This window comes from Brachybacterium sp. SW0106-09 (genome assembly GCF_001293905.1).
Classification (GTDB): Bacteria; Actinomycetota; Actinomycetes; order Actinomycetales; family Dermabacteraceae; genus Brachybacterium; species Brachybacterium conglomeratum.
Map to the genome: position 1 here is coordinate 68,212 of NZ_BCAK01000019.1, position 22,589 is coordinate 90,800.

The 22,589-nt window shown below is 73.0% G+C and carries 20 protein-coding genes; 9 read left to right on the forward strand and 11 right to left on the reverse strand.

Going from position 1 to position 22,589, the window contains the following annotated elements; translation table 11 throughout:
• Position 1: 1 nt before the first annotated feature.
• The 4 genes from ftsH to Y09_RS09885 are packed head-to-tail and all read right to left on the reverse strand — an operon-like array spanning position 2 to position 5,246.
• Positions 2–2,140 carry an ATP-dependent zinc metalloprotease FtsH gene (gene ftsH / locus Y09_RS09870; protein ID WP_053917553.1) on the reverse strand — a complete coding sequence of 713 codons (2,139 nt, stop codon included), beginning with the start codon at positions 2,138–2,140 and terminating at the stop codon, positions 2–4.
• A 4-nt stretch (positions 2,141–2,144) separates the two neighbouring features.
• Complete coding sequence (gene hpt, locus Y09_RS09875) at positions 2,145–2,699, reverse strand: hypoxanthine phosphoribosyltransferase (RefSeq protein WP_053917554.1); 555 nt, start codon at positions 2,697–2,699, stop codon at positions 2,145–2,147.
• Between the two features lie 43 nt (positions 2,700–2,742).
• Entirely contained in the window at positions 2,743–3,837 is a 1,095-nt protein-coding gene (tilS, locus tag Y09_RS09880; RefSeq protein ID WP_010551037.1) for a tRNA lysidine(34) synthetase TilS, read from the reverse strand.
• The gene (locus Y09_RS09885) at positions 3,837–5,246 is read right to left on the reverse strand and encodes a D-alanyl-D-alanine carboxypeptidase (protein WP_234695692.1); all 1,410 of its coding nucleotides are present in this window, start codon (positions 5,244–5,246) and stop codon (positions 3,837–3,839) included. The genes tilS and Y09_RS09885 overlap by 1 nt, the downstream gene beginning before the upstream one ends.
• Positions 5,247–5,339: 93 nt before the next feature.
• Between Y09_RS09885 and Y09_RS09890 the strand changes: the two genes are divergently transcribed.
• Positions 5,340–5,852 (forward strand): inorganic diphosphatase, encoded by a 513-nt coding sequence (locus tag Y09_RS09890; protein ID WP_010551035.1) that lies wholly within the window; start codon positions 5,340–5,342, stop codon positions 5,850–5,852.
• Positions 5,853–5,958: 106 nt separating this feature from the next.
• Here the strand turns inward: Y09_RS09890 and Y09_RS09895 are convergent, their stop codons facing one another.
• Positions 5,959–6,711 carry a hypothetical protein gene (locus Y09_RS09895; RefSeq protein WP_234695693.1) on the reverse strand — a complete coding sequence of 251 codons (753 nt, stop codon included), beginning with the start codon at positions 6,709–6,711 and terminating at the stop codon, positions 5,959–5,961.
• A 206-nt stretch (positions 6,712–6,917) separates the two neighbouring features.
• Positions 6,918–7,604 (reverse strand): peptide deformylase, encoded by a 687-nt coding sequence (locus Y09_RS09900; protein WP_053917557.1) that lies wholly within the window; start codon positions 7,602–7,604, stop codon positions 6,918–6,920.
• Between the two features lie 270 nt (positions 7,605–7,874).
• Here Y09_RS09900 and Y09_RS09905 point away from each other — a divergent pair, with 270 nt between their 5' ends.
• The 3 genes from Y09_RS09905 (at position 7,875) to Y09_RS09915 (ending at position 11,179) form a co-directional block, all read left to right on the forward strand.
• A complete protein-coding gene (locus tag Y09_RS09905; RefSeq protein ID WP_053917558.1) occupies positions 7,875–8,960 on the forward strand; it encodes an ABC transporter ATP-binding protein in 1,086 nt (361 codons plus the stop codon).
• A 262-nt stretch (positions 8,961–9,222) separates the two neighbouring features.
• Positions 9,223–10,464, forward strand: a complete 1,242-nt coding sequence (locus Y09_RS09910; RefSeq protein ID WP_053917559.1) for a DUF4032 domain-containing protein — start codon at positions 9,223–9,225, stop codon at positions 10,462–10,464.
• Between the two features lie 28 nt (positions 10,465–10,492).
• Complete coding sequence (locus Y09_RS09915; protein ID WP_082358747.1) at positions 10,493–11,179, forward strand: YitT family protein; 687 nt, start codon at positions 10,493–10,495, stop codon at positions 11,177–11,179.
• A gap of 81 nt (positions 11,180–11,260) precedes the next feature.
• Here the strand turns inward: Y09_RS09915 and rlmB are convergent, their stop codons facing one another.
• The 4 genes from rlmB to Y09_RS09935 form a co-directional block, all read right to left on the reverse strand.
• The gene (gene rlmB / locus Y09_RS09920; RefSeq protein WP_053917560.1) at positions 11,261–12,223 is read right to left on the reverse strand and encodes a 23S rRNA (guanosine(2251)-2'-O)-methyltransferase RlmB; all 963 of its coding nucleotides are present in this window, start codon (positions 12,221–12,223) and stop codon (positions 11,261–11,263) included.
• Positions 12,224–12,244: 21 nt separating this feature from the next.
• Positions 12,245–13,690, reverse strand: coding sequence for a cysteine--tRNA ligase (gene cysS / locus Y09_RS09925; protein ID WP_053917571.1), 1,446 nt, complete (start codon positions 13,688–13,690; stop codon positions 12,245–12,247).
• 83 nt (positions 13,691–13,773) lie between these two features.
• A complete protein-coding gene (locus Y09_RS09930; RefSeq protein WP_010551027.1) occupies positions 13,774–14,256 on the reverse strand; it encodes a phage holin family protein in 483 nt (160 codons plus the stop codon).
• A gap of 72 nt (positions 14,257–14,328) precedes the next feature.
• Complete coding sequence (locus Y09_RS09935; protein WP_053917561.1) at positions 14,329–15,516, reverse strand: LacI family DNA-binding transcriptional regulator; 1,188 nt, start codon at positions 15,514–15,516, stop codon at positions 14,329–14,331.
• Positions 15,517–15,679: 163 nt separating this feature from the next.
• On the opposite strand from Y09_RS09935, the gene Y09_RS09940 reads away from it, so the two are divergent.
• From Y09_RS09940 to Y09_RS09950, 3 genes are read left to right on the forward strand one after another with little or no spacing between them, the layout of a single operon-like run.
• On the forward strand, positions 15,680–17,065 hold the full coding sequence (locus Y09_RS09940; protein WP_053917562.1) for a sensor histidine kinase: 1,386 nt from the start codon (positions 15,680–15,682) through the stop codon (positions 17,063–17,065).
• The gene (locus Y09_RS09945) at positions 17,062–17,718 is read left to right on the forward strand and encodes a response regulator transcription factor (protein ID WP_053917563.1); all 657 of its coding nucleotides are present in this window, start codon (positions 17,062–17,064) and stop codon (positions 17,716–17,718) included. The genes Y09_RS09940 and Y09_RS09945 overlap by 4 nt, the downstream gene beginning before the upstream one ends.
• A complete protein-coding gene (locus Y09_RS09950; RefSeq protein ID WP_053917564.1) occupies positions 17,715–18,725 on the forward strand; it encodes a DUF4097 family beta strand repeat-containing protein in 1,011 nt (336 codons plus the stop codon). The genes Y09_RS09945 and Y09_RS09950 overlap by 4 nt, the downstream gene beginning before the upstream one ends.
• A gap of 22 nt (positions 18,726–18,747) precedes the next feature.
• On the opposite strand, the gene acs is transcribed toward Y09_RS09950, so the two are convergent.
• Complete coding sequence (gene acs, locus Y09_RS09955) at positions 18,748–20,727, reverse strand: acetate--CoA ligase (protein WP_053917565.1); 1,980 nt, start codon at positions 20,725–20,727, stop codon at positions 18,748–18,750.
• A 139-nt stretch (positions 20,728–20,866) separates the two neighbouring features.
• Here acs and Y09_RS09960 point away from each other — a divergent pair, with 139 nt between their 5' ends.
• Positions 20,867–21,970, forward strand: a complete 1,104-nt coding sequence (locus Y09_RS09960; protein ID WP_053917572.1) for an NADH:flavin oxidoreductase/NADH oxidase — start codon at positions 20,867–20,869, stop codon at positions 21,968–21,970.
• A gap of 19 nt (positions 21,971–21,989) precedes the next feature.
• A partial coding sequence (locus Y09_RS09965; protein WP_053917573.1) for an SDR family oxidoreductase occupies positions 21,990–22,589 on the forward strand: 600 nt, incomplete at its 3' end.

Consider the following 22,589-nt stretch of genomic DNA (forward strand, 5'->3'; position numbering starts at 1 on the left):
CTCAGCGCTCCGTCTCGTCGTGGTCGCCGTAGCCGTAGCCCTGGCCGGGACCGGGCTGGCCGGAGCCGCCGGGGGCACCGCCGTGCGGGGCGCCGGGGATGCCGGGGCCGTCGCCGCCCGGATGGGGCAGCTCGGGGGCGCCGGGCTGCAGCGGCTCGCCCGCGTCGTGCTCCTCGGTGCCGGTGCCGGTGGTGGTCGAGCCGACCGATGGCGCCTCCAGGGAGGGCCGCTCCTCGCTGGAGACCCACACCTCGCGCGGCGGCAGCTTGGTGACGTCCGCGAAGATCGCGGCGAGCTCGTGCTCGTTCAGCGTCTCCTTCTCCAGCAGCTCCTCGACCAGGCGGTCCAGCACGTGACGGTTCTGCACGATCACGGACCAGGCCTCGTCCAGGGCGTTGTCCAGGAGCTTGCGCACCTCCTGGTCCACGATGCTCGCGGTCTCGCCGGAGAAGCGGGGGCCCTGCCCCTGCTGCATGCCCACGAACACCTCGTCCTGGTCGCCGGAGAGGGCGACCTGGCCCACGGCCGCGCTCATGCCCAGCTGCATGACCATGGTGCGGGCGATCTTGGTGGCGTTCTGGAGGTCGGAGCTGGGGCCGGTGGTGACGTCGTGGAAGATCGACTCCTCCACCGCGTAGCCGCCCATCGCGTAGGCGAGGCGGTCCAGCAGCTCGTTGCGGGACTGGTAGTTGCGGTCCTGCGTGGGGACCACCATCGTGTAGCCGCCGGCCTGGCCGCGCGGCAGGATCGTCACCTTGGTGACCGGGGCCGAGTTGTTCATCGCCGCGGCGACCAGGGCGTGGCCGCCCTCGTGGTACGCGGTCATCTGGCGCTCGCGCTCGGTCATCACCTTGGAGTACCGCTGCGGGCCCATGGAGACGCGGTCGATCGCCTCGTCCAGGGCGCGGTTGTCGATGATCTGGTTGCCAGAGCGGGCGGTGAGCAGCGCCGCCTCGTTGAGCACGTTGGCGAGGTCCGCACCGGACATGCCGATGGTGCGCTTGGCGACGGCCTCGAGGTCCACGTCGTGGGCCAGCGGCTTGCCCTTGGCGTGCACGCCGAGGATGTGCAGGCGGCCCTTGAGGTCCGGGGCGGTCACCGCGATCTGGCGATCGAAGCGGCCCGGGCGCAGCAGCGCCGGGTCGAGGATGTCCACGCGGTTGGTGGCGGCGATGAGGATGACGTTCTGGTTCTCGTCGAACCCGTCCATCTCCACGAGCATCTGGTTCAGCGTCTGCTCGCGCTCGTCGTGGCCGCCGCCCATGCCGGCGCCGCGGTGGCGGCCGACGGCGTCGATCTCGTCGATGAAGATGATCGCCGGGGAGTTCTCCTTCGCGGTGTTGAACAGGTCGCGCACGCGGCTCGCGCCGACGCCCACGAACATCTCCACGAAGTCCGAGCCGGAGATCGAGTAGAAGGGCACGTTCGCCTCGCCGGCGACGGCCTTGGCCAGCAGCGTCTTGCCGGTGCCGGGCGGGCCGTAGAGCAGCACGCCCTTGGGGATCTTCGCGCCGACGGCCTGGTAGCGGCCCGGGTCCACGAGGAACTGCTTGATCTCGTCGAGCTCCTCGACGGCCTCCTCGGCGCCGGCGACGTCGGCGAAGGTGACCTTCGGGGCCTCCTTGTTGAACAGCTTCGCCTTGGACTTGCCGAACTGCATCGCCCGGCCGCCGCCCTGGGCGTTCATGATGAGGAACCAGAACAGGCCGATGAAGATCAGCAGCGGCAGGAAGGACAGCAGCAGAGTGGACCACCACGAGCTGGTGGCGATCTCGTCGGTGTAGCCGCCTGAGGGGGCGGCCTCCTCGACTGCGGAGACGATCGACTCGCCGCGCGCGTCGACGTAGGCGAAGCGCACCCGGGTGCCCTTGTTCTCCTCGCCGTCGGTGAAGTCCTCGGTCAGGACCAGGTCGACGCGCTGCTGGTTGCCGCCGATGATCTTCGCCTGCTCGACGGTGTCGCCCTGCAGCAGCTCGAGGCCCTGCTCGGTGTCGATCTGCTGGTAGCCGTCACGGCCCAGCAGGGAGAACAGCGCCATGCCCAGCAGCAGCGCGACGACGATCCAGAGGGCGACGGAGGTGAAGGGGCGGCGCTTCCTGCCGCCCGAGCCGCGGCCCGTGCTCTTGGGGGAATCTGCCACCGGTTCAGTCCTCGTAGACCGAGCGTGCGAGGACGCCCACGTAGGGAAGGTTGCGGTAGTTCTCCGCATGGTCGAGCCCGTACCCGATGACGAACTCGTTGGGGATGTCGAAGCCGACGTACTTCACGTCGATCTCGACGCGCGCGGCCTCGGGCTTGCGCAGCAGCGTCGCGATCTCCACGGACTTCGGCCCGCGGGAGCGGAGGTTGGCCAGCAGCCACTTCAGGGTCAGGCCCGAGTCGATGATGTCCTCGACGATCAGGACGTTGCGCCCGGTGATGTCGCCGGAGAGGTCCTTGAGGATCCGCACCACGCCCGAGGACTTCGTGCCCGAGCCGTAGGAGGAGACCGCCATCCAGTCCATCTCGACCTTGAGGTCGATGGAACGGGCGAGGTCCGCCATCACCATCACCGCCCCCTTGAGGACGCCCACCAGGATCGGGGGCTCCTCGGCGTAGTCCGCGGCGATCTGCGCGCCGATCTCGGCGAGCCGGTCACGGATCTGCTGTTCTTCCAGCAGCACGCGGTCGACATCGGGGTGGGGGTGCGTCTGGGGCACGCGGATCTCCTCCAGGTGATGTGGTGGGTGCGTCCGCCGCGGCTCACGGAGCGGGACGGCGCCACACCAACAGGCCGTCACGGCGAGCGACCTCGATCCTACCCGGAACGGGCACCGCTGCCTGACCGTGCCATGAGACGACCAGCGCATCCAGCGCGAGCACCTGCCTGCGCAGCAGCGATTTCGTGGATCCACCTGCGTCACCTGCATCGATTGCGCGCTGAGCGGAACGGGAGGCGTCGCGCAGCACGCGGGTGCGCACGGGGGCGGGGACGGCGGCGAGGGCGTGGACGTCGAGGTGCAGCAGGTCGCCCTCCTCGGCGAGCTCCCCGGCGTCGCGGCGCAGGGCGGGCAGCAGCGCCCGCGCCTCCTCGTCGAGATGGTCCACATCAGGGCGGACCAGGTCGGCGCTGCGGGCGAGGTTCTCGTCGATCTGCTCCCCGAGGATCTCGCGCAGCAGCGGCAGGGCCCGGTGGCGCACCCGCGAGCGCAGCAGCTCGGGATCCGCGTTCATCGGGTCCTCCCACCACTCGAGGTCGTGGAGGGTGCAGATCTCCTCGGTGTCGGCGCGTCGCAGGGCCGTGGTCTCGTCCCGGCCGGTGCCGAGGAAGGGGCGCAGCAGGTGGCCGCGGCTGCGGCGGATCCCGGCGAGCGCCCGGGGCCCCGCGCCGCGGGCGAGGGCCATCAGGACCTGCTCCGCCTGGTCGTCGAGGGTGTGGCCCAGCAGCACGGCGAGCGCACCGCGCTCCCGGGCGAGGTGCTCGAGGGCGTCGTGTCGGGCGGTGCGGGCGGCGTTCTCGAGACCGCCGGGCGCGGCGAGGTCGACGGACGGCGTGAGCACGTGCGCCTCGGCGCCCAGCCGCTCGGCCTGCGCGGCGGCGCGCGCGGCGACGGAGGCGGAGCCGTCCTGGAGCCCGTGGTCGACGATCGCGGCCTCGGTCGCGAGCCCCATCCGCTCCCCCACCCAGCAGGTGGTCGCCAGCAGCGCGAGCGAGTCGGCGCCCCCGGAGACGCCGACCAGCAGGCGCGGGGAGAGGTGGCCGGAGCCGGTGTCGTCGGCGAGCTGCTCGAGCCGCTCGGCGAGGGCGGCGCGCACGGCGCGGCGGGCACGGGCGACCACGGGAGGAGGGCCGGCCATCAGTCGACCTGCACCATCTCGGCGGCGACGTCGTCGACCGCGGCGCGGGCGGCGTCCGCGTCGGCTCCGTCGAAGCCGTGGACCACGATCGAGTAGCCGACGGTGCGACCGTCGGGGAGCACGGTCACGCCGGCGAGGGTCGCGGCACCGCCGAGATAGCCGGTCTTGCCGCGCACCTGCCCGGCGGCGGCCGTGTCGTCGCCGTGGCCGAAGCGGTCCGCGAGCGTGCCCGAGAGCGCCGCGACGGGCACGTCGTAGAGGATCTGCTCGAGGGCGGGCACCTCGCCGGAGGCGACCTGGGCGAGCACCGCGGCGAGCAGCGCCGGCGGGACCCGGTTCTCTCGCGAGAGGCCGGAGCCGTCGTGGAGGTCGAGCCCGGCGAGGTCCTCCTCGGGCAGCCCCATCTCGGCGCCGAGCTCGCGGATCTCCGCCTCGACGGCGGCGGCGGCGCCGGCGGGCGTGGCCTCCTCGCCGCGGGAGAGCGCCACCAGGTGCGCGAGGAGCTCGGCGGTGGTGTTGTCGGAGATGAGCAGGGTGTGGCGCACGATCTCCGAGAGCGGCTCGGAGGAGATCTCCGCGGCGGGCGCGCCCTCCGGGGCGGCGGCCGCGGTGATCCCGCCGGTCACCTCGAGGCCCTCCTCGCCGAGCAGCTCGGCGAAGCGCCGGGCCGCGTCGCCGGCGGGATCGGCGGACTTCGGGCCGTACTGCTCCCCGTCGAGCCATCCCTCCTCGAGCGCGAGGGAGGCGGTGGGCGTGACCCAGCCGCCCGCCGTGCCGTTGTCCCCCCAGGCCGGGTTCGCCCCGCCCACGAGATACGAGTCGTCCAGGGCGAGGGAGACGGCGGTGGTCCCCTGCTCGGCCGCCAGCGCCGCCGTCTGCGCGGCGAGCTCGCGCAGATCCTCCTCGGTGAGGGTCATGTCACCCTCTCCCGCCAGGGTCACCACGCCGTCCTGGACGGTCGCGCGGGTGACCAGCACCTCATCCCCCGTGTACTGCCGCAGCACGGCCGCGGCGGTGAGCAGCTTGAGGGTCGAGGCGGGCACGAGGGCGCTGGACGAGTCCCGCTCGGCGAGCACCTGGCCGTCCTCGGCCCCGACGACGCTGAAGGCCAGGCCCCCGCCCACGACGGGCAGCTCGGCCTTCGCGGCCATGCGCTGCTGCAGGTCGGTGGGATCGACCGGGGAGGGCGAGGAGCCGACGGGCGCCACGGCCTCGACCGGATCGACCCGCTCCCAGTCCTCCGCGACGGCGCGGGGGCCGGAGCCGGGGTCCCCCTCGGCGCTGCGCACGGTGAGAAACCCGGGGAAGGCGTCCATCAGGTCGCCGAGGACGTAGAAGCTCACGGGCAGTGCCGCGCACATCACGACGGCGACGGTGCGCCACATGCGCTCGGTTGCTCGAAGGGCCATGCCACCACGATATGGTGTCCCGGTCATCGGAAGCGGCCCCTGGGGCCGGAGCAATGAAGTGGCCCACGGGGCCGGAGCAATGGAGCGGCTGTCGTGGAATTCGACGTGACCATCGAGATCCCTCGCGGGAACCGGAACAAGTACGAGGTGGACCACCACAACGGGCGGATCCGCCTGGACCGGATGCTCTTCACCGCGACGCGCTATCCGGACGACTACGGCTTCATCGAGGGGACCCTCGGCGAGGACGGCGACCCGCTGGACTGCCTGGTCCTGCTCGAGGAGCCGACCTTCCCGGGCTGCCTGATCCGCTGCCGCGCGCTGGGCATGTTCCGCATGCGCGACGAGGCCGGCGGCGACGACAAGATCGTCGCGGTGCCCGTGGGCGATCGCCGTCAGGTGCGCCGCCAGGAGCTGACCGACGTCTCGGAGTTCCACCGTCTGGAGATCCAGCACTTCTTCGAGGTCTACAAGGATCTCGAGCCGGGCAAGAGCGTCGAGGGCGCGCACTGGGAGGGTCGCAGCGACGCGGAGGCGGAGATCCGCCGCTCCTACCAGCGTGCGGTCGGCACCGAGCACGCCAACGAGTTCACACAGGAGGTCTGAGCGCGGTCCGTCCGCGCAGGACGCATGACGACGGGGCCGGTCCTGAGGGACCGGCCCCGTCGTCCTGCGCGGGCGGGACTGCGGGCGCGTCGCCCGGGCCTCCCGCTCAGCGCCGGGTGAGCTCGCCCTCCGGGCCCTGCGTCCCCTGGCCGAAGATCTCGTGCATCGCCTCGACCACGGAACGGGCCACGACGCGGGCGCCGAGGCCGCCGAGGACCGCGCCGATCCCGAAGGGCACCAGGCGTGCGAACCACAGCCCGCCGGTGCGGGCCACGACCCGGCGCCGCACGTATTTGTTGACCTGCTTGGTGACGAAGCCGGGCAGGAGGCCCCCGCCGCCGAGGACGGAGTTCCAGCGCAGGCCCTGCCGGCCGAGCGCCTTGCCGATGATCTCGGCGCCGCGCTCGCCGCCGAGCACGCCCAGCAGCACGAGGCGTCGGGTCTCGCGGTCGGTCATGTCGACGCCATGGATGTCGGCGGCGGCGAGGGTGAGGAAGGCGCAGGACTCCGCGAAGGAGAGGCCCTCCCCCACGGTGAGGCCGATCGCGGCGGCGGTGCCGAGGCCCGGCAGTGCCGCGACGCCGCCGATGCCGGCGCCGGTCGCGGTGGTCAGCGCGGTGAAGCGCGTGGTGACCTTCTCCAGCAGCTGACGGTCGCTCGCCTCCGGGTGCTTGGCGCGCAGGTGCTCGACGTAGGTGCGGGCCAGCGGCGCCTGGACCTTGAGCGCGGCGTCGATCAGCGAGAGCCAGCGCTCGTCGAGCTGCTCGTCGAGGGTGCCCTCCTCGAGGGGGAGGTCGTCGGGTCGCGTCGCGGCGGCGCCGTGGTCGCGCGGGACGGGCTGCGGGGAGTTCGTGGCCACCTGGGCCTCCATTCGTCGGGGTCCTGAACAGGGCAACGGTATCGCGCACGGGTCCGCACTCCTGGACGGCGGGTGCGCACGGCGGGCGCCCGGCCCCCGATCGGCTCCCCGCCCGACGGGGACGGGGCGACACCGCGAGCGCCGGACACCCCCGGCGCGGACCGGGCAGTGCGGAAGGGGCGGCGCGGACGGGGCGGCGCGGCGCCTCAGCGGCGCAGCACGACCTCTCCCTCGCCGAGCTCGGTGATGTCGCCGCTCAGGCCCAGGCGGCGCACGGCCTCGCCGAGGTCGGCGTAGTGGTGGACGTAGCCGGCCTCCACGAAGGAGCGCGCCACCATCCGGTCGTGGCAGAGGGTCCCGCCCAGGTGGTCCGTCTCGTGCTGGAGGATCCGCGCGGTCCAGCCCACGTGCTCCTCGTCGATCTCGCGCAGGGAGCCGCCGGGCAGCAGCTCGTGGGCGCGCAGGCGCACCCGGCGCGAGCGGGGCACGATCGACTGCCAGCCGTCGACCGAGAGGCAGCCCTCGAAGGCGAAGACGGTCTCGTCCCCTACGGGATCGACGACGGGGTCCAGCAGGGCGCGCAGCGCGAGCGGGCGGCGCTCGAGCAGCGCGTCCTCGGGGTCCTCCCCCTCCTCGGCGGCGAAGGGGTCCTCGACGACGTAGAAGCTCAGCGGCAGCCCGATCTGCGGGGCGGCGAGACCGACGCCGGGAGCGTCCCTCATCGTCACGGTCATGGCGTCCGCGAGCTCCGCCAGGAGCGCGGGCTCGAGGCGGTCGCGGGCGGCGACGGCGGTGCGGCGGAGGGCGGGATGCCCTGCCTGCACGATGCGCAGCGGGGCGCCCTCGCGGGGGCGCCGGTCCAGGATCTTCCGGGTCAGCTCAGCAGTGTCCACCGCCCCAGTATCCCGTGCCCGGCGCTGTGCACGGGAGCGCACCGGGCCGGGTCCTGCCGAGGAGCGGACGCGGCGGAGGGACGGTCCCGTCGAGGCGCGGCCGGGTAGGCGGCGCGCCGCCGGCGGCAGGGCGGACCGGGAAGGTGAGACGTGGGATACACTCTGCCGTGCCGGTGCGACGGAGCACCCCCGAGGAGCTCCCCGAACCGGTGTCACAGTCACTTCACAACGGATCGTCCGGCACGTACCTGCCGGTGAAGGAGAAACACCATGGCAACAGTCACGTTCGACAACGCCTCCCGGGTCTACCCGGGCCAGGAGCGCCCCGCGGTCGACAACCTCAACATCGAGATCGGCGACGGCGAGTTCCTCGTCCTCGTCGGCCCCTCGGGCTGCGGCAAATCGACCTCCCTGCGCATGCTCGCCGGTCTCGAGGAGATCGACGCGGGCCGCATCCTCATCGGCGATCGTGACGTCACCGACGTCCCGCCGAAGGACCGCGACATCGCCATGGTGTTCCAGAACTACGCGCTGTACCCGCACATGACGGTCGCCGACAACATGGGCTTCGCCCTGAAGATCGCCGGCACCCCGAAGGCGGAGATCCGCAAGCGCGTCGAGGACGCCGCGGCGATCCTGGACCTCACCGAGTACCTCGACCGCAAGCCGAAGGCGCTCTCCGGCGGTCAGCGCCAGCGTGTGGCCATGGGCCGTGCGATCGTGCGCTCCCCGCAGGTGTTCCTGATGGACGAGCCGCTGTCGAACCTCGATGCGAAGCTGCGCGTCTCGACCCGCACCCAGATCGCCTCGCTGCAGCGTCGTCTCGGCGTCACCACCGTGTACGTCACCCACGACCAGACCGAGGCGATGACGATGGGCGACCGCGTGGCCGTCCTCGACCGCGGCGTGCTCCAGCAGATCGACTCCCCGCGCCGCATGTACGACCACCCGAACAACGTGTTCGTGGCCGGCTTCATCGGCTCCCCCGCCATGAACCTGCTCGAGGAGAAGCTCACCGACCAGGGCGTCCAGTTCGGCGGCGCCGTGCTGCCGGTGGACCGTGCGACCCTCTCGGACACCGACCAGTCCACCGTCACCGTGGGCGTGCGCCCCGAGGACCTCGAGCTCGTCGGCGACGAGCAGGGCATCGCGGTCGAGATCGACGTGGTCGAGGAGCTCGGCGCGGACGCGTTCATCTACGGCCGCCGCGCCGGCAGCGACGAGACCGCCAAGCCGTTCATCGCGCGCGTCGACGGCCGCCGTCCCCCGGTCAAGGGCGAGACCGTCTACTTCCGTCCCAAGGAGGGCCACCTGCACCTCTTCGACGCGAAGTCGGGCAAGCGCCTCGGCGACTGAGCACCCCCGCTCCGCGCGACGGGCGTCCGGCTCCGGCCGGGCGCCCGTCGTCCGTCCCGGGCGGCTCCGTCATCCGTCCACGGCGGGCTCGTCGTCCGTCCCCGGCGGGCTCGGCGCCGCCGCCCCGGTCGGCCCCAGGACGGTTCCCGGCGACCTCGGGGCCGCGACGACACGAAGTCCCGAGCCGTGATCTTCCCGTCGGTCCGACGTGATTTGTGGAAGCGTATGGGCCTGGCCCTCGCGCTCGGGAGAGAATGGACCCATGGCACCCCTGGAGATCACCGCGTCCCGTGCAGACCCTGCACTGCTGGATCTGCCCTGGGAGACGCCGCTGGAGCAGTGGCCCGACGAGATCCTGGCCGCGCTCCCCCGCGGCATCTCCCGCCATGTGGTCCGCTTCGTCCGGGTCTCGGGGCGGGTGCTCGCGCTCAAGGAGATCAACCACCACCTCGCCCAGCGCGAGTACGACACGCTCAAGGTGCTCGGCCGGATCGGCATCCCCTCGGTCGAGCCCTTCGCCGTGGTCTCCGGTCGCACGGGCCCCTCCGGCGAGGCGCTGGACGCCGTGCTGATCACCCGCCATCTGCAGTTCTCCCTCCCCTACCGGGCAGTGTTCAGCCAGGTCTCGCGCCAGGACACCGCCCAGCGCCTGCTCGACGCGCTCGCCGTGCTGCTGGTGCGGCTGCATCTGGAGGGCTTCTACTGGGGCGATGTGTCGCTGTCGAACACTCTGTTCCGCCGTGACGCGGGCGCCTTCGCCGCCTACATCGTCGATGTCGAGACCGGTTCCCTGCACGAGACGCTCACGACCGGGCAGCGCCACTACGACCTCGACCTGGCCCGCACCAACATCATCGGCGAGCTGATGGACCTGCAGGCCGGCGACATGATCGACCCCGAGGTCGACCCTGTCGAGATCGGCGACGACCTCGTGGCCCGCTACGAGGAGCTGTGGGAGACGCTGACCTCCTCGGAGCGCTTCTCCGCCGACGAGCGCTGGCGCGTCTCCGCCCGGATCGAGCGGCTGAACAAGCTCGGCTTCGACGTGGGCGAGCTCGAGATCACCACCGACCTCGACGGCACGACCCTCTCGATCCGCCCGAAGGTCGTCGACGCCGGCCACCACTCGAGGCGCCTGATGCGCCTGACCGGCATCGACGCCCAGGAGAACCAGGCACGTCGACTCCTGAACGATCTCGACCAGTTCCGCGCGGACACGGAGCAGCAGGCCGAGGAGGAGGAGTTCGTCGCCCACGAGTGGCTCAAGGATCAGTACGAGCCCGTGGTCCGGGCGATCCCCCGGTCGATGCGCTCGAAGCTCGAGCCGCCGGAGTTCTTCCACGAGGTGCTCGAGCACAAGTGGTTCCTCTCCGAGCAGGCCGGAGTCGACGTGAGCCTCGACGACACCGTGCGGCACTACATCCTCAACGAGCTCATCCACCGGCCCGACGAGAAGTCGCTGGTGACCACCGAGACCTCGGCCCTGCCGATCGTCGAGGCCTGAGCGGGCCGCGAGGAGACCGAGACGAGACGTGGCTGCGTCGGAGCGGCGCCGGCATCCCCGGCTCGACAACCTGTCCCTGCGCGATCAGCTGGGCGTGGACCGGCTGGGGCGCCGGCTCGTCCAGATGATGATCGGGCTGACCGGCTTCGGGCTGTCTCTGGCGATGCTGCTGCGCTCGGGGCTGGGCGGCGCGCCCTGGGACGTCTTCCACGCGGCGCTCGCCGAGCGGCTCGGCGCGACCGTGGGGTCGATGAGCATCGCGGTGAGCTTCGTGCTGCTCCTGCTGTGGATCCCGCTGCGCGAGCGGCTCGGGATCGGCACGGTCGCGAACGCGATCTGGGTGGGGGTCAGCATCGACCTCGGGATGCTGATCCTGCCGGAGGCGAGCTCGCTGCCCGTCGCGATCGCCCTCATGCTGCTCGGCGTGGTGGTCAACGGGATCAGCGGCGCCGTCTACATCGGCGCGCAGCTCGGTGCGGGCGCCCGCGACGGGCTGATGACGGCGCTCAGCCGGGTGCTCTCCCGGCCCGTCGGGCCGGTGCGGATCGTGCTCGAGGTGATCGTGCTGGTGACCGGATGGCTGCTGGGCGGACCGCTCGGGCTCGGCACCGTCGTCTACGCGATCGCGCTCGGCCCCGTCATTCAGCTGGTGCTGCCCCACGTGCTGATCCCGGTCCGCTCGGTGCGGGGCAGGGAGCCCGACGCCGCGCACTGAGGCGCGCGGGCCGGGGCTCTCGGGCCGAGACCCGGCTCTCGCGGCAGGCCGAGCCGGAAGGGTAAGGCCAGTCCGGAAGGGTCAGGCCAGGCCGTGCTGGTCTCGGACCCCGGAGATCTCGTAGAGCGCGATCGCGGCGGCGACCGAGGCGTTCAGCGACTCGGAGCGCCCCGCCATCGGGATCGAGACCACCTGGTCGCTGGTCTCCCGCGCGAGGCGGGAGAGGCCCTTGCCCTCGGCGCCGACGACGAGCACCGCCGGCTGGGTGCCGAGCTCGAGCTCGCGCGAGGTGACGTCGCCGTCCGCGTCGAGGCCGAGCACGAACACGTCCTGCTCCTTGAGCGCGGCGAGGGTACGGTTGAGGTTCGTGACCTGGGCGACGCGGACGCGGCCGGCGGCGCCCGCGGCGACCTTCCACACACTCGCGGTCATCGACACGCTGCGCCGCTCCGGCAGGATCACGCCGTGCGCGCCGAAGGCGTCGGCCGAGCGGAGGATCGCGCCGAGGTTGCGGGGGTCGGTGATGCCGTCGAGCGCGACCAGCAGCGGCGGCTCGAAGCGGTCCGCGGCGATCTCGAGCAGCTCGTCGACCTCGGCGTACTCGTAGGGCGGGATCATCAGCGCCACGCCCTGGTGCACCGAGTGGTCGGTCATGCGATCGAGGTCGGTGCGGGTCACCTCGACGACCGGCAGCGCCCGCGCCGCGGCCAGGCGCATGATCTCCCGCACCCGCTCGTCGGCGTCGATCCGCACCATCAGGGTCAGCTGAGTGGCGGGGATCTCCTCCCGCAGCGCCTCCAGCACCGCATTCCGCCCGGCGACCTGGTCGCTGCCGGGCGCCTTGCCCTTGGCCTTGGGCCCGCCGCGTCGTCCCGTGGCGCCGGAACCCGAGCCGCCGGAGTACTTCTTGTGGTTCGGGCGCTCCTCGGCCTTCGGGGTGGGGCCCTTGCCCTCCAAACCCCGTCGACGCACACCGCCGGAGCCGACGGTCGCGCCCTTCTTGCCCTTGCGCACCGCGCCGCGGCGCGAGCTGTTGCCTGCCATGGATCGTCTCCTCAGTCCTGCTCAGTCTCGGGTCTCGAGGGTCCAGCGGGCGCCGCCCTGGCCGTCCTCGATGCGGATCCCGGCGGCGGTCAGCGCATCACGCAGCGCGTCGGCCCGGGCCCAGTCCTTCTCGGCGCGCGCCGCCTCGCGGGCGGCGAGCTGCGCGGAGATCAGCGCGTCGAGCGCCGCGTGCTCCGCCCCGGAGGCGCCTGCCTCCCCGCCCCACTGCTCCCCCAGCGGGTCCAGCCCCAGCACGTCGAGCATGGCCCGCAGACGGCCGAGGCCCTCGGCGACCTGGGCGCCGTCCGTCCCGCCCCGCGCGGCCAGGAGCGTGTTCAGCGCCGCCTGCTCGCGGTGGATCACCGCGAGCGCCTCGGGGACGGAGAGGTCGTCGTCCATCGCCGCGACGAACTCCTCGGGCAGCTCCACGGCGCGCAGCTCGGCGTCGGCCGCGGCGATCGGGGCCCCCTCGAGCTGCTCGGCGGCGCGGCGCGCGGTCGCGGAGAACCGCTCCCACACCGTCTCCGCCTCCCGCATCGCGGTGGTGTTGTACTCGATCGTCGCGCGGTAGTGGCCGCCGACGAGGGCGAGGCGCACCGCCGCGGCGGGGTGCTCGCCGAGCGCATCGGCGGCGGTGACGAAGTTGTCCAGGCTCTTGCCCATCTTCAGCCCGTCGACCGTGACCATGCCGGAGTGCATCCAGCGTTGGGCGAAGCCGTAGCCGGCGGCGTGGGACTGCGCCTGCTCGTTCTCGTGGTGCGGGAAGCGCAGGTCGAGCCCACCGGCGTGGATGTCGAAGGTCTCGCCGAGGTACTTGCGGCTCATGGCGGAGCACTCGAGGTGCCAGCCCGGGCGGCCGCGGCCGAAGGGCGTGTTCCAGGAGGCGGTCTCCGGCTCGGTCGCCTTCGCCGCCTTCCACAGGGCGAAGTCGCGGCGGTCGCGCTTGCCGGGCTCCATCTCCTCGCCCGCGTCCTGCATGTCCTCGAGGGACTGGCGGGTCAGCGCGCCGTAGGCGGGCAGGGAGGCGACGTCGAAGTAGACCGAGCCGGCGCCGTCGGCGTAGGCGTGGCCGCGCTCGATCAGGCGCTGCATGAGCTCGATCATCTCGGGCACGTGCCCGGTGGCGCGCGGCTCGTAGGTGGGGCGGCGGTTCCCGATCCGGTCCAGCACGTCCTGGAACTCGCGCTCGAAGCGCAGCGACCAGGCGAACCACTCGGCGCCCGCCTCGGCGGACTTCACGAGGATCTTGTCGTCGATGTCGGTGACGTTGCGGACGTGCGCGACCTCGTAGCCGCTGCGCTCGAGCCAGCGCACCAGCACGTCGAAGGAGAGGAAGGTGCGCAGGTGCCCGAGGTGGGGCGCGCCCTGCGTGGTGGGACCGCAGACGTACAGCGACACCGCCCCCTCGCGCACCGGGGTGAACGGTGCAGTGGTGCGGGTGGCGGTGTCGTGCAGGTGGAGAGTCACGTCTCCAGGGTACTGCCTGGTGGGGCCGTCTCCGCTCAGCCGGTTCGACCGGCGCGCGGCCTGGCCGATCGGTCCCCGGGCGGTCACTCGGTGCGGGCGCTGACCTGCTTGCCGTAGAGCTCCTCGAAGGTGTCGTCGTAGGAGACGGCGTTGCTGCGGCGCTTGCCCTGGACGGCCTGGACCGCGGACTGGGCGGTCTCGATCGTGGTCTCGGGGGCCTTCAGCTTCTTGGAGACCAGGAAGGCGACGAGCCCGGCGATCGCACCGAGGAGGATGAACACCCCGGCGACGATGAGGAACGAGCCCCAGGCCGGCAGCCCGAGCGCCTGCAGGCCGGTCGCGGCCGCGAACAGCAGCATGACCCAGGCTGACAGGAGGAGGAACAGCAGCACGGCGGCCATTGCGGCGATGATGCCGATCTTGATGCCGAGGGCGGTGATCTCCTTCTTGGCGATGTCGATCTCGTGATGGACGACGCCCAGGAGCTCATCGCGGATGGACTGGACGAGCTCGCCGATGGACCGCTGGGTGGGCGGCGTGCTCGGGTCGTTCGTGGTGTTGATCATGATCGGAGCCTATCGCAGGGTGCGGGCGTTTCTGTGTCGGATCGTGCCGGATCGAGGGAGCGGGCCGAGGGCTCAGTCCACGGAGATCCGCTTGCGGCGGGTGGTCTCGGGGCGGGGGCCGGCGGCGGTGGTGCGGCGTGCCACCAGGGAGGGGGCGACCGCGACGTCCCGGAAGGGTCCCTCGTGGCCGGAGACACGGTCCACCAGCATCTGGGCCGCCAGGGCGCCGAGCCGCTCCGAGTTCGGGTCCACGCTGGTCAGCTCCGCGACGCCGGAGGAGGCGAGCGAGGTGTTGCCGTAGCCGGCGACCGCGAAGGCCTCCGGCACGTCATAGCCGGCCTCGCGGGCCGCGGAGAGCACGCCGACGGCGGTGACGTCGTTGGCGCAGGTGACCGCGGTGGGGACCTGGCTCCCGCGCAGCAGCATCGACCCGGCGGTCTGGCCGACCTGCTCGGTGAAGTCGCCCGGCTCGACCCGGGCGGAGTCCGCCAGGCCGTGGCGCGCCATCGCGGCGCGGAAGGCGTCGGCGCGCTCGCGCGCGACGGCCGCGCCGACCCCGCCGACGTGAGCGATCTCGCGGTGGCCGAGGCTCACCAGGTGGTCGACCAGGAGGCCCTGCCCGACCTCGTCGTCGATGCGGACCGTGTCGATCCGGCCGACGAGCTCCTTCGAGCAGCCGATCCCGACCAGGGGGCGGTTGCCGGTGGCCTCGAGGACCTCGTCCATGTCGGCGAGGTCGGAGACCATCAGGAAGCCGTCCACGCCGAGGTGGACGAGGTTCTCGATCGCGTCGGTGTCCACGGCGACCGGGTACTCCGGCAGACGCCGACGGGTGGGCACGACGACGGCGGTGCGGCCGGTGGCGGCGAGCTCGATGCGGATCGAGCGGACGAGGTCGGAGATCCAGGTGTTGCGCATGGTGTTCACGAGCACGGCGACGACGCCGCGGTGCTCCGTCTCCTCGCTGAGCTCCTCGAGCGGGAAGTTGAGGCGCTCGGCGGCCTCGCGCACGCGCTCCACCATCCGGGGCTTGATCTCGTCGGCGCCGCGCAGGGCGCGCAGCGCGACCGCGCTGGAGATCCCCAGCGAGTTCGCGACGTCGCGGAGGGTGCCGCGGGAGGCGCCGTCGGCGTCGATCTCGGCGGCGGTCGACTCCACGTTCTCGACCATCTGGCCGGTCGAGCCGTCGTCGGCCTGGGCGGCGGCCGCGTCGTTGTGGGGGTCGAGGGAGCTGTCGGAGGAGGTGGCGTCACTGCTCATGGCCTCCATTGAACCGCATCGGCGGCGGCCGCGGCGGCGGGTCCGCGGGTGCGGTCGGTGCGGGATGGCTCACCCGGCGCCGACTACGCGGGGGATATCGCCCGCGCATGCCGACGGGCGGACCCGGTGGGACCGGTCGCGAGGGCCCCTCTAGGGTCGAGCCATGGACGAGACGAGCGAGAGGACCGGGGCGCCCGCCCGGTCCCGGATCTCCCCTGCCGCGCTGGCCTCGGTGGTCGTCGGCGGGGTGCTGAGCCTCACCTGGTGCGTGGCGAGCATCGTCATGCTCGTGGCGGGGCTGAGCGCCCTGCCCGCGCTGGGCAGCGGGCTGCTGCTGCTGGTCCCGTGGCTGCTGCTGATGCAGGTCGCGGTGCGGATCGAGCGGCGCCGCGCGGTCGCGGTGCACGGCATCGGGGTGAACATCCCCGCTCGGCGCCGCTCGCTGCGTCGCGGTGCGGCCGGCTGGCTCCAGGACCGCTGGTTCGAGCTCGGCACCGGCGGGTTCTGGCGCGGGGTCCTCCACCACCACCTCGCGATGATCGTGGCTGGGGCGTTCCTGCTCGTCTCCCTCGCGATGCTGTGGCTGGGCTGGTCAGGCTGGGAGCTCGCGCTGCTGCACGGCCCCGTCCGGATCGCGAGCCTGGAGCTGTCCCGCTGGGCCCTCGCCGTGCTCGGCACCGCGGCCCTGGCGCTCTGCGCGGTGCTGCTCGCCCTCGGGGCGCTCGCCGACCGCGGTCTCGCCCGCGGACTGATCTCCGGCTCCGAGGAGGAGCTGCGCGAGCAGGTGGCGGACCTCGCAGAACGGCGTCAGGGCGCGGTCGACGCCGCCGCCCAGGAGCGGCTGCGCATCGAGCGGGATCTCCACGACGGGGTGCAGCCGCGCCTGGTGAACCTCGCCATGACCCTGGGCCTCGCCCGCACCGCGATCCGCACCGACCCGGACCGGGCCGAGCGGCTCGTCGGCGAGGCGCATGCGGAGGCGAAGGCCGTGATGACCGACCTGCGCCAGCTCGCCCGCGGGATCCACCCGGCGGTGCTCACCGACCGGGGCCTGGATGCGGCGCTCTCCGCCCTCGCCGCCCGCTCCCGCATCCCCGTCGACCTCGACGTCTCCCTGCTGGGGCCGGCGCACGCCGGGCTGGACCGGGAGCGGGAGGGCGTGGCCTACTTCGTGGTCGCCGAGGCGCTGACCAACATCGCCAAGCACGCGGAGGCCGAGCAGGTCTCCGTGAGCGTGCGCCAGGACCCGCACGCGCTGCGGGTGCGGATCGAGGACGACGGGCGCGGCGGCGCGCGGGTGCGCCGCGACGGGCTCTCCACCGGCCTCGCCGGGCTCACCGACCGGGTCCGCGCGACCGGCGGCGTGCTCGGGATCAGCAGCCCCGTCGGCGGCGGCACCGTGCTCGAGGCCGTCCTGCCCACCGGCGCGCCGGCCTCCGGCGCCGCTCCCCTGCGACCGGCCCTGTGCGCCGACCTGACCGCCGTCCCCCTCCCGCGCCCGGCCGACGGGACCGGGCCCCGAGACCAGACCCTGGAGGTCCCCCGATGAGGATCGTGATCGCCGACGACGCCGTGCTGCTGCGCGCCGGGCTCGAGAGGCTCCTGACCGACGCCGGCCACGAGGTGGTCGCCGCGGTGGGCGATGCGGCGGCCCTGCTCGCCGCCGTCTCCCACCACCGGCCCGACCTCGCGGTGATCGACGTGCGGATGCCGCCGACGTTCACCGACGAGGGCGTGCGGGCCGCGGTGCTGATCCGGCAGCAGGATCCCGAGGTGGCGCTGTTGGTGCTCTCCCAGTACGTCGAAGAGCGCTACGCCTCCGAACTCATCGCCGACTCCTCGCACGGCCTGGGCTACGTGCTCAAGGACCGGGTCGCGGATGTCGAGGAGTTCCTCGGCGTGGTCACTGACGTCGGCGAGGGCGGGACCTGGCTGGATCCTGAGGTGGTCCAGCAGATCTTCGTCCGCTCCCGCCGGCGCCGCACCCTCGAGGCGCTCACCCCGCGGGAGCGCGAGGTGCTCTCCCTGATGGCGCAGGGGCGTTCGAACCAGGCGATCGCCGATGCGCTGTTCGTCTCCGCCGGAAGCGTCGAGAAGCACATCTCCTCCCTGCTCACGAAGCTGGACCTGCCGCCCGTGGACGGCGAGAACCGACGGGTCATGGCGGTGCTGCGCTATCTGGAGTCGGAGGACCGGACGTGAGCACCGTGGACCGCGGGCCCGCCGCGCGCGGCGATGCCGCGTCGGACGGCGTCGCGCTGCGGGAGGTGGACACCGCCGTGGTGGGCGACGGCGCCTCGGGGGCAGGGCGCGGCCTCCCCCCGGAGCGTCGGTACGACCCGCCGCGCCGGCTCACGCCCTCCCGCGAGCGCGACCTCCCCTGGCGGCGGGGCGTGGTCCTCGCCGGCGGCGCCGTGATGCTGGTGGTGATCCTGTTCCTGGCCGCGTCGACGGCCTTCACCTGGTGGAACGGTCGCGCCTACCAGGATGTCCCTGCGACCGCGGGTCTCGGGACCCCCTTCTCGCTGCAGCTGACCAGCACCCTCGGAGATGTGCGGGTGCTGCCCTCCGAGGAGGTCGACGAGGTGACGCTCTCGCTCGTCACCCCGGGCACCACGGTCCCGTCGCCGGCCGGGGAGCAGGTCCGCGCCCGTCTCGAGCGGGGCGGCACGGGCTCCGCTGCGGCCATCGCCGTGAGCCAGCCCGAGAGCTACTCCACCTGGCCCGGCCTCGACGACACGCGTGACGTGCTCGTGCTGGTCCCGGTCGGGCACGAGCTGGACCTCGACCTCCGCACCGATGTGGGGGACGTGGTCGCCGAGGGCGACTTCGGCTCCCTCGCGGTGCGCTCCGACGTGGGCGACGTGCACCTGGGCACCACGAGCATCGCGGAGGACGTCACCGTCTCGACCGAGGTCGGGGGGATCGAGGCCGACCTCGCCGCCCCCGGCCCTACGGCCGTGGACCTCTCCTCGACCCTCGGGGACATCTCCCTGCAGCTCCCCGCGGAGGCGAGCGGAGCGGTCGGGGCGGTGACCGAGCTCGGCGACGTGCGGATCGCGGTCGGGGGCACCTCGACGTGGCAGGTCGAGACGCGCAGCTCGCTGGGCGAGGTCACCGTGGACCCCGCGCTCCGCGGCTCCGAGGCGGAGTCCGCGGGCACGCTGACCGCCGACACCGAGGCCGGGGACGTCACGCTCACGCGCTGAACGTCCCCGGGCCCGGCGTCCCTCAGGGCTTCCCGGACATCCCCTGCTGGATCAGGTCCATCACGGAGGCGTCGGCGAGGGTCTGGGTGTCCCCCACCTGGCGGTTCTCGGCGACGTCGCGCAGCAGGCGGCGCATGATCTTGCCCGAGCGGGTCTTGGGCAGCTCGGTGACCACCAGCACCCGCTTCGGCTTCGCGATCGGGCCGATCTCCTTGCCCACATGGGCCCGCAGCAGCTCGGGGACCTTCTCCTCGCCGCCGGCGGCCGCGATCTCCTCCGCGCTGCCGCCGCGCAGGATCACGAAGGCGACGGGCGCCTGCCCCGTGGTCTCGTCGTTCGCGCCGACGACCGCGGCCTCGGCGACCCAGTCGTGGCCGACCAGCGCGGACTCGATCTCCATGGTCGAGAGGCGGTGGCCGGAGACGTTCATGACGTCGTCCACGCGGCCCAGCAGCCAGATGTCGCCGTCCTCGTCGCGCTTGGCGCCGTCGCCGGCGAAGTAGAGGCCCTCGAAGCGGGACCAGTAGGTCTCCTTGAAGCGCTCCGGGTCGCCCCAGATGCCGCGGAGCATGCCGGGCCAGGGCTTGTCGAGCACGAGATAGCCGCCCTCGCCGTTCGCGACCGACGTCCCGCTCTCGTCCACGACGTCCGCGCCGATCCCCGGCAGCGGCACCTGCGCGGAGCCGGGTTTGGTGGCGGTGATGCCGGGCAGCGGCGAGATCATGATGCCGCCGGTCTCGGTCTGCCACCAGGTGTCCACGATCGGGCAGCGGTCCCCGCCGATCACGCGGCGGTACCAAATCCACGCCTCGGGATTGATCGCCTCGCCGACGCTGCCGAGCAGGCGCAGGGAGGAGAGGTCGTGCTTCGCGGGGATGTCCTCACCCCACTTCATGGCGGTGCGGATCGCGGTGGGCGAGGAGTAGAACAGGGTGACCCCGTGCTTCTCGACGATCTCCCACCAGCGGCCCTGGTGCGGGGTGTCCGGAGTGCCCTCGTAGATCACCTGGGTGGCACGGTTGGCCATCGGGCCGTAGACGACGTAGGTGTGCCCGGTGATCCAGCCGACGTCGGCGGTGCACCAGTACACGTCGGACCTCGGCTTGAGGTCGAAGACGTTGCGGTGGGTGTACGCGGCCTGGGTGAGATACCCGCCGGTGGTGTGGACGATGCCCTTGGGCTTCCCGGTGGTGCCGGAGGTGTAGAGGATGAACAGCGGGTGCTCGGCCTCCACCGGCACCGGCGCGTGCTCGGTCGAGGCGGTCTCCCTCGCCTCGTGCCACCACACGTCACGGCCCTCGGTCCACTCCACGTCCCCGCCGGTGCGGCGCACCACGAGGACCTTCTCCACGGAGTCCGCACCGCCAGCGAGCGCCTCGTCGACGGCGGGCTTGAGCGGGAGCTGCTTGCCGCGACGGTTCTGCCCGTCGGCGGTGATCACCACGCGCGCCTCGGCGTCCTCGATCCGAGAGCGCAGGGCGTCGGCGCTGAAGCCGCCGAAGACGACCGAGTGGGGCGCGCCGAGGCGGGCGCAGGCGAGCATCGCGAAGACGGCCTCGGGGATCATCGGCAGGTAGATCGCGACGCGGTCGCCGGTCCTCACGCCGAGGTCCACGAGCACGTTCGCCATGCGGGAGATCTCGTCCTTGACGTCCGCATAGGTGAACGCGGCGTCGGAGCCGTCCTCGTACTCGGCCAGCAGCGCGACCTGGGCGCCGTGGCCGGACTCGACGTGGCGGTCCACGCAGTTGTAGGCGACGTTGAGGGTGCCGTCGGCGAACCAGCGCGCGAAGGGCGGGTTCGACCAGTCCAGCGTCTCGGTGAAGGGCGTCTCCCAGCTCAGCAGGCTCGCGCGCGAGCGCCAGAACGCGAGGCGGTCCCGCTCGGCCTCCTCGTAGAGCGAGGGGCGGGCGACCGCGTCCTGCACGAACTCGGTGGGCGGGGAGAAGGTGCGGGTCTCCTGGGAGAGGTTCTCGATCCCGGTGTCGGCCTCGTCAGTCATGAACACTCCTGCTTCACGGGCCCCGGGAGGACCGGGGCGGATGGACGTGAACACCGTATCGCAGGAGATGCACGTCACGCTCACGACGGTCATGGGCGGACCGACGCCCTCCCGGCCGGGCCGACTACCGTGGGGGACCATGGCCCCCGACCCCGCCGTCACCCCCGCCCTGCTCGCCCCGGCGCAGCTGCGCCGCCTCGAGATGCGCAACCGCATCTGGCTCGCCCCGATGTGCCAGTACATGGTCGAGGACCGGGACGGGGTGCCCACCGACTGGCACCTGGTGCACCTCGGCGCGCGGGCCGCGGGCGGCTTCGGGATGATCGTCACGGAGGCGACGGCGATCTCCCCCGAGGGACGCATCAGCCCCCAGGACACAGGGCTGTGGAACCGCGAGCAGACCGACGCGTGGCGGCGGATCACCTCCTTCTGCCAGGGCCAGGGCGCCCGCATCGCCGTGCAGCTCGCCCATGCCGGCCGCAAGGCCTCCACCTGGCCGGCCCTGCCCCGCTACCGCGCGCGGCGCGGCACGGTGCCGGAGTTCGCCGCGGGCTGGCGCACCGTCGGCCCCACCCCGGAGCCCTTCCCGGGGCTGGATGCGCCCGATGCGCTGGGAAAGGAGGAGATCGCCGGGGTGGTCGCCGACTTCGTCGCCGCGACCGGTCGGGCCGAGGAGGCGGGCTTCGACGCGGTCGAGCTGCACTTCGCCCACGGCTATCTCGTCCACGAGTTCCTCTCGCCGCTGGTGAACACGCGCACCGACGAGTACGGGGGCGACGGGCCGGGACGGCGCCGCCTGGCCCGGGAGATCGCCGCGGCGGTGCGCGAGGCCTGGCCGGCCGACCGCCCGCTGATCGTGCGCATCAGCGCGACCGACTGGATCGACGGGGGCTGGGACATCACCCAGTCCGTCGAGCTCGCCCGCGAGCTCGAGGAGGTCGGCGTCGACGCCCTGCACGTCTCCACCGGCGGTGCCGTCATCGCGGACATCGCGGTGGGGCCCGAGTACCAGGTCGGCTTCGCCCGGACGCTGCGCGATGCCGTCTCGATGCCGATCGCGGCCGTCGGCCTGATCACCGATCCGCACGGAGCCCAGGAGGTGCTCGAGCGCGGGGACGCCGACTTCGTGGCCGTGGGCCGGGCGGCCCTGCGCGAGCCGGGCTGGCCCCAGCGCGCCGCGCACGAGCTGGGGGCGCGCGATCCCGCGCTCTACCCCGGCGCCTACCACCGCGGCTCCTGGTGAGCGGCACGGCAGGTCGACGATGATCTTGGTGACCGGGGCGAGCGGCGGCGTCGGCACCGCGCTGTGCCTGGAGCTGGCCGCGCGCGGCGAGGACCTCGCGCTCACCGCCCGGGATCGGGGCAGGCTCGAGGCGCTGGCCGAGCGGGTGCGCGCGGCGGGCGGCACCGCCACGGTCCACCCCTGCGATCTGCGGGACCAGGAGGCGGTCGCGGAGCTCGCCGCGGAGGTGCTCGCGCTGCACGGGGCACCCTCCGCCGTCGTCTCCCTCGCTGGCCGCTCGCTGCGCCGCTCCCTCGCCGACACGATCGGGCGCCCGCACGACCTCGTGCGTCTCACGGGTACGAACATGCTCGGCCCGACCGCGCTGCTGCTCGCCCTGCTCGCGCCGATGAGCCGCGCCGGCGGGGGACGGCTCCTCGTGGCCACCAGCGCCTCCGCCCGGATCCCGACCCCGGGCTGGGCAGCCTACGGCGCCTCGAAGGCGGGGATGGACGCCTGGCTGCGGGCGATCCGGCCCGAGGCGGAGCAGGCCGGGGTGCGGATCACCGTGGTCGAGCTGCCGCTGGTGGCGACCGCGATGGCCCGTTACCTTGTGAGCACCCCGATGGACGGGGTTCTG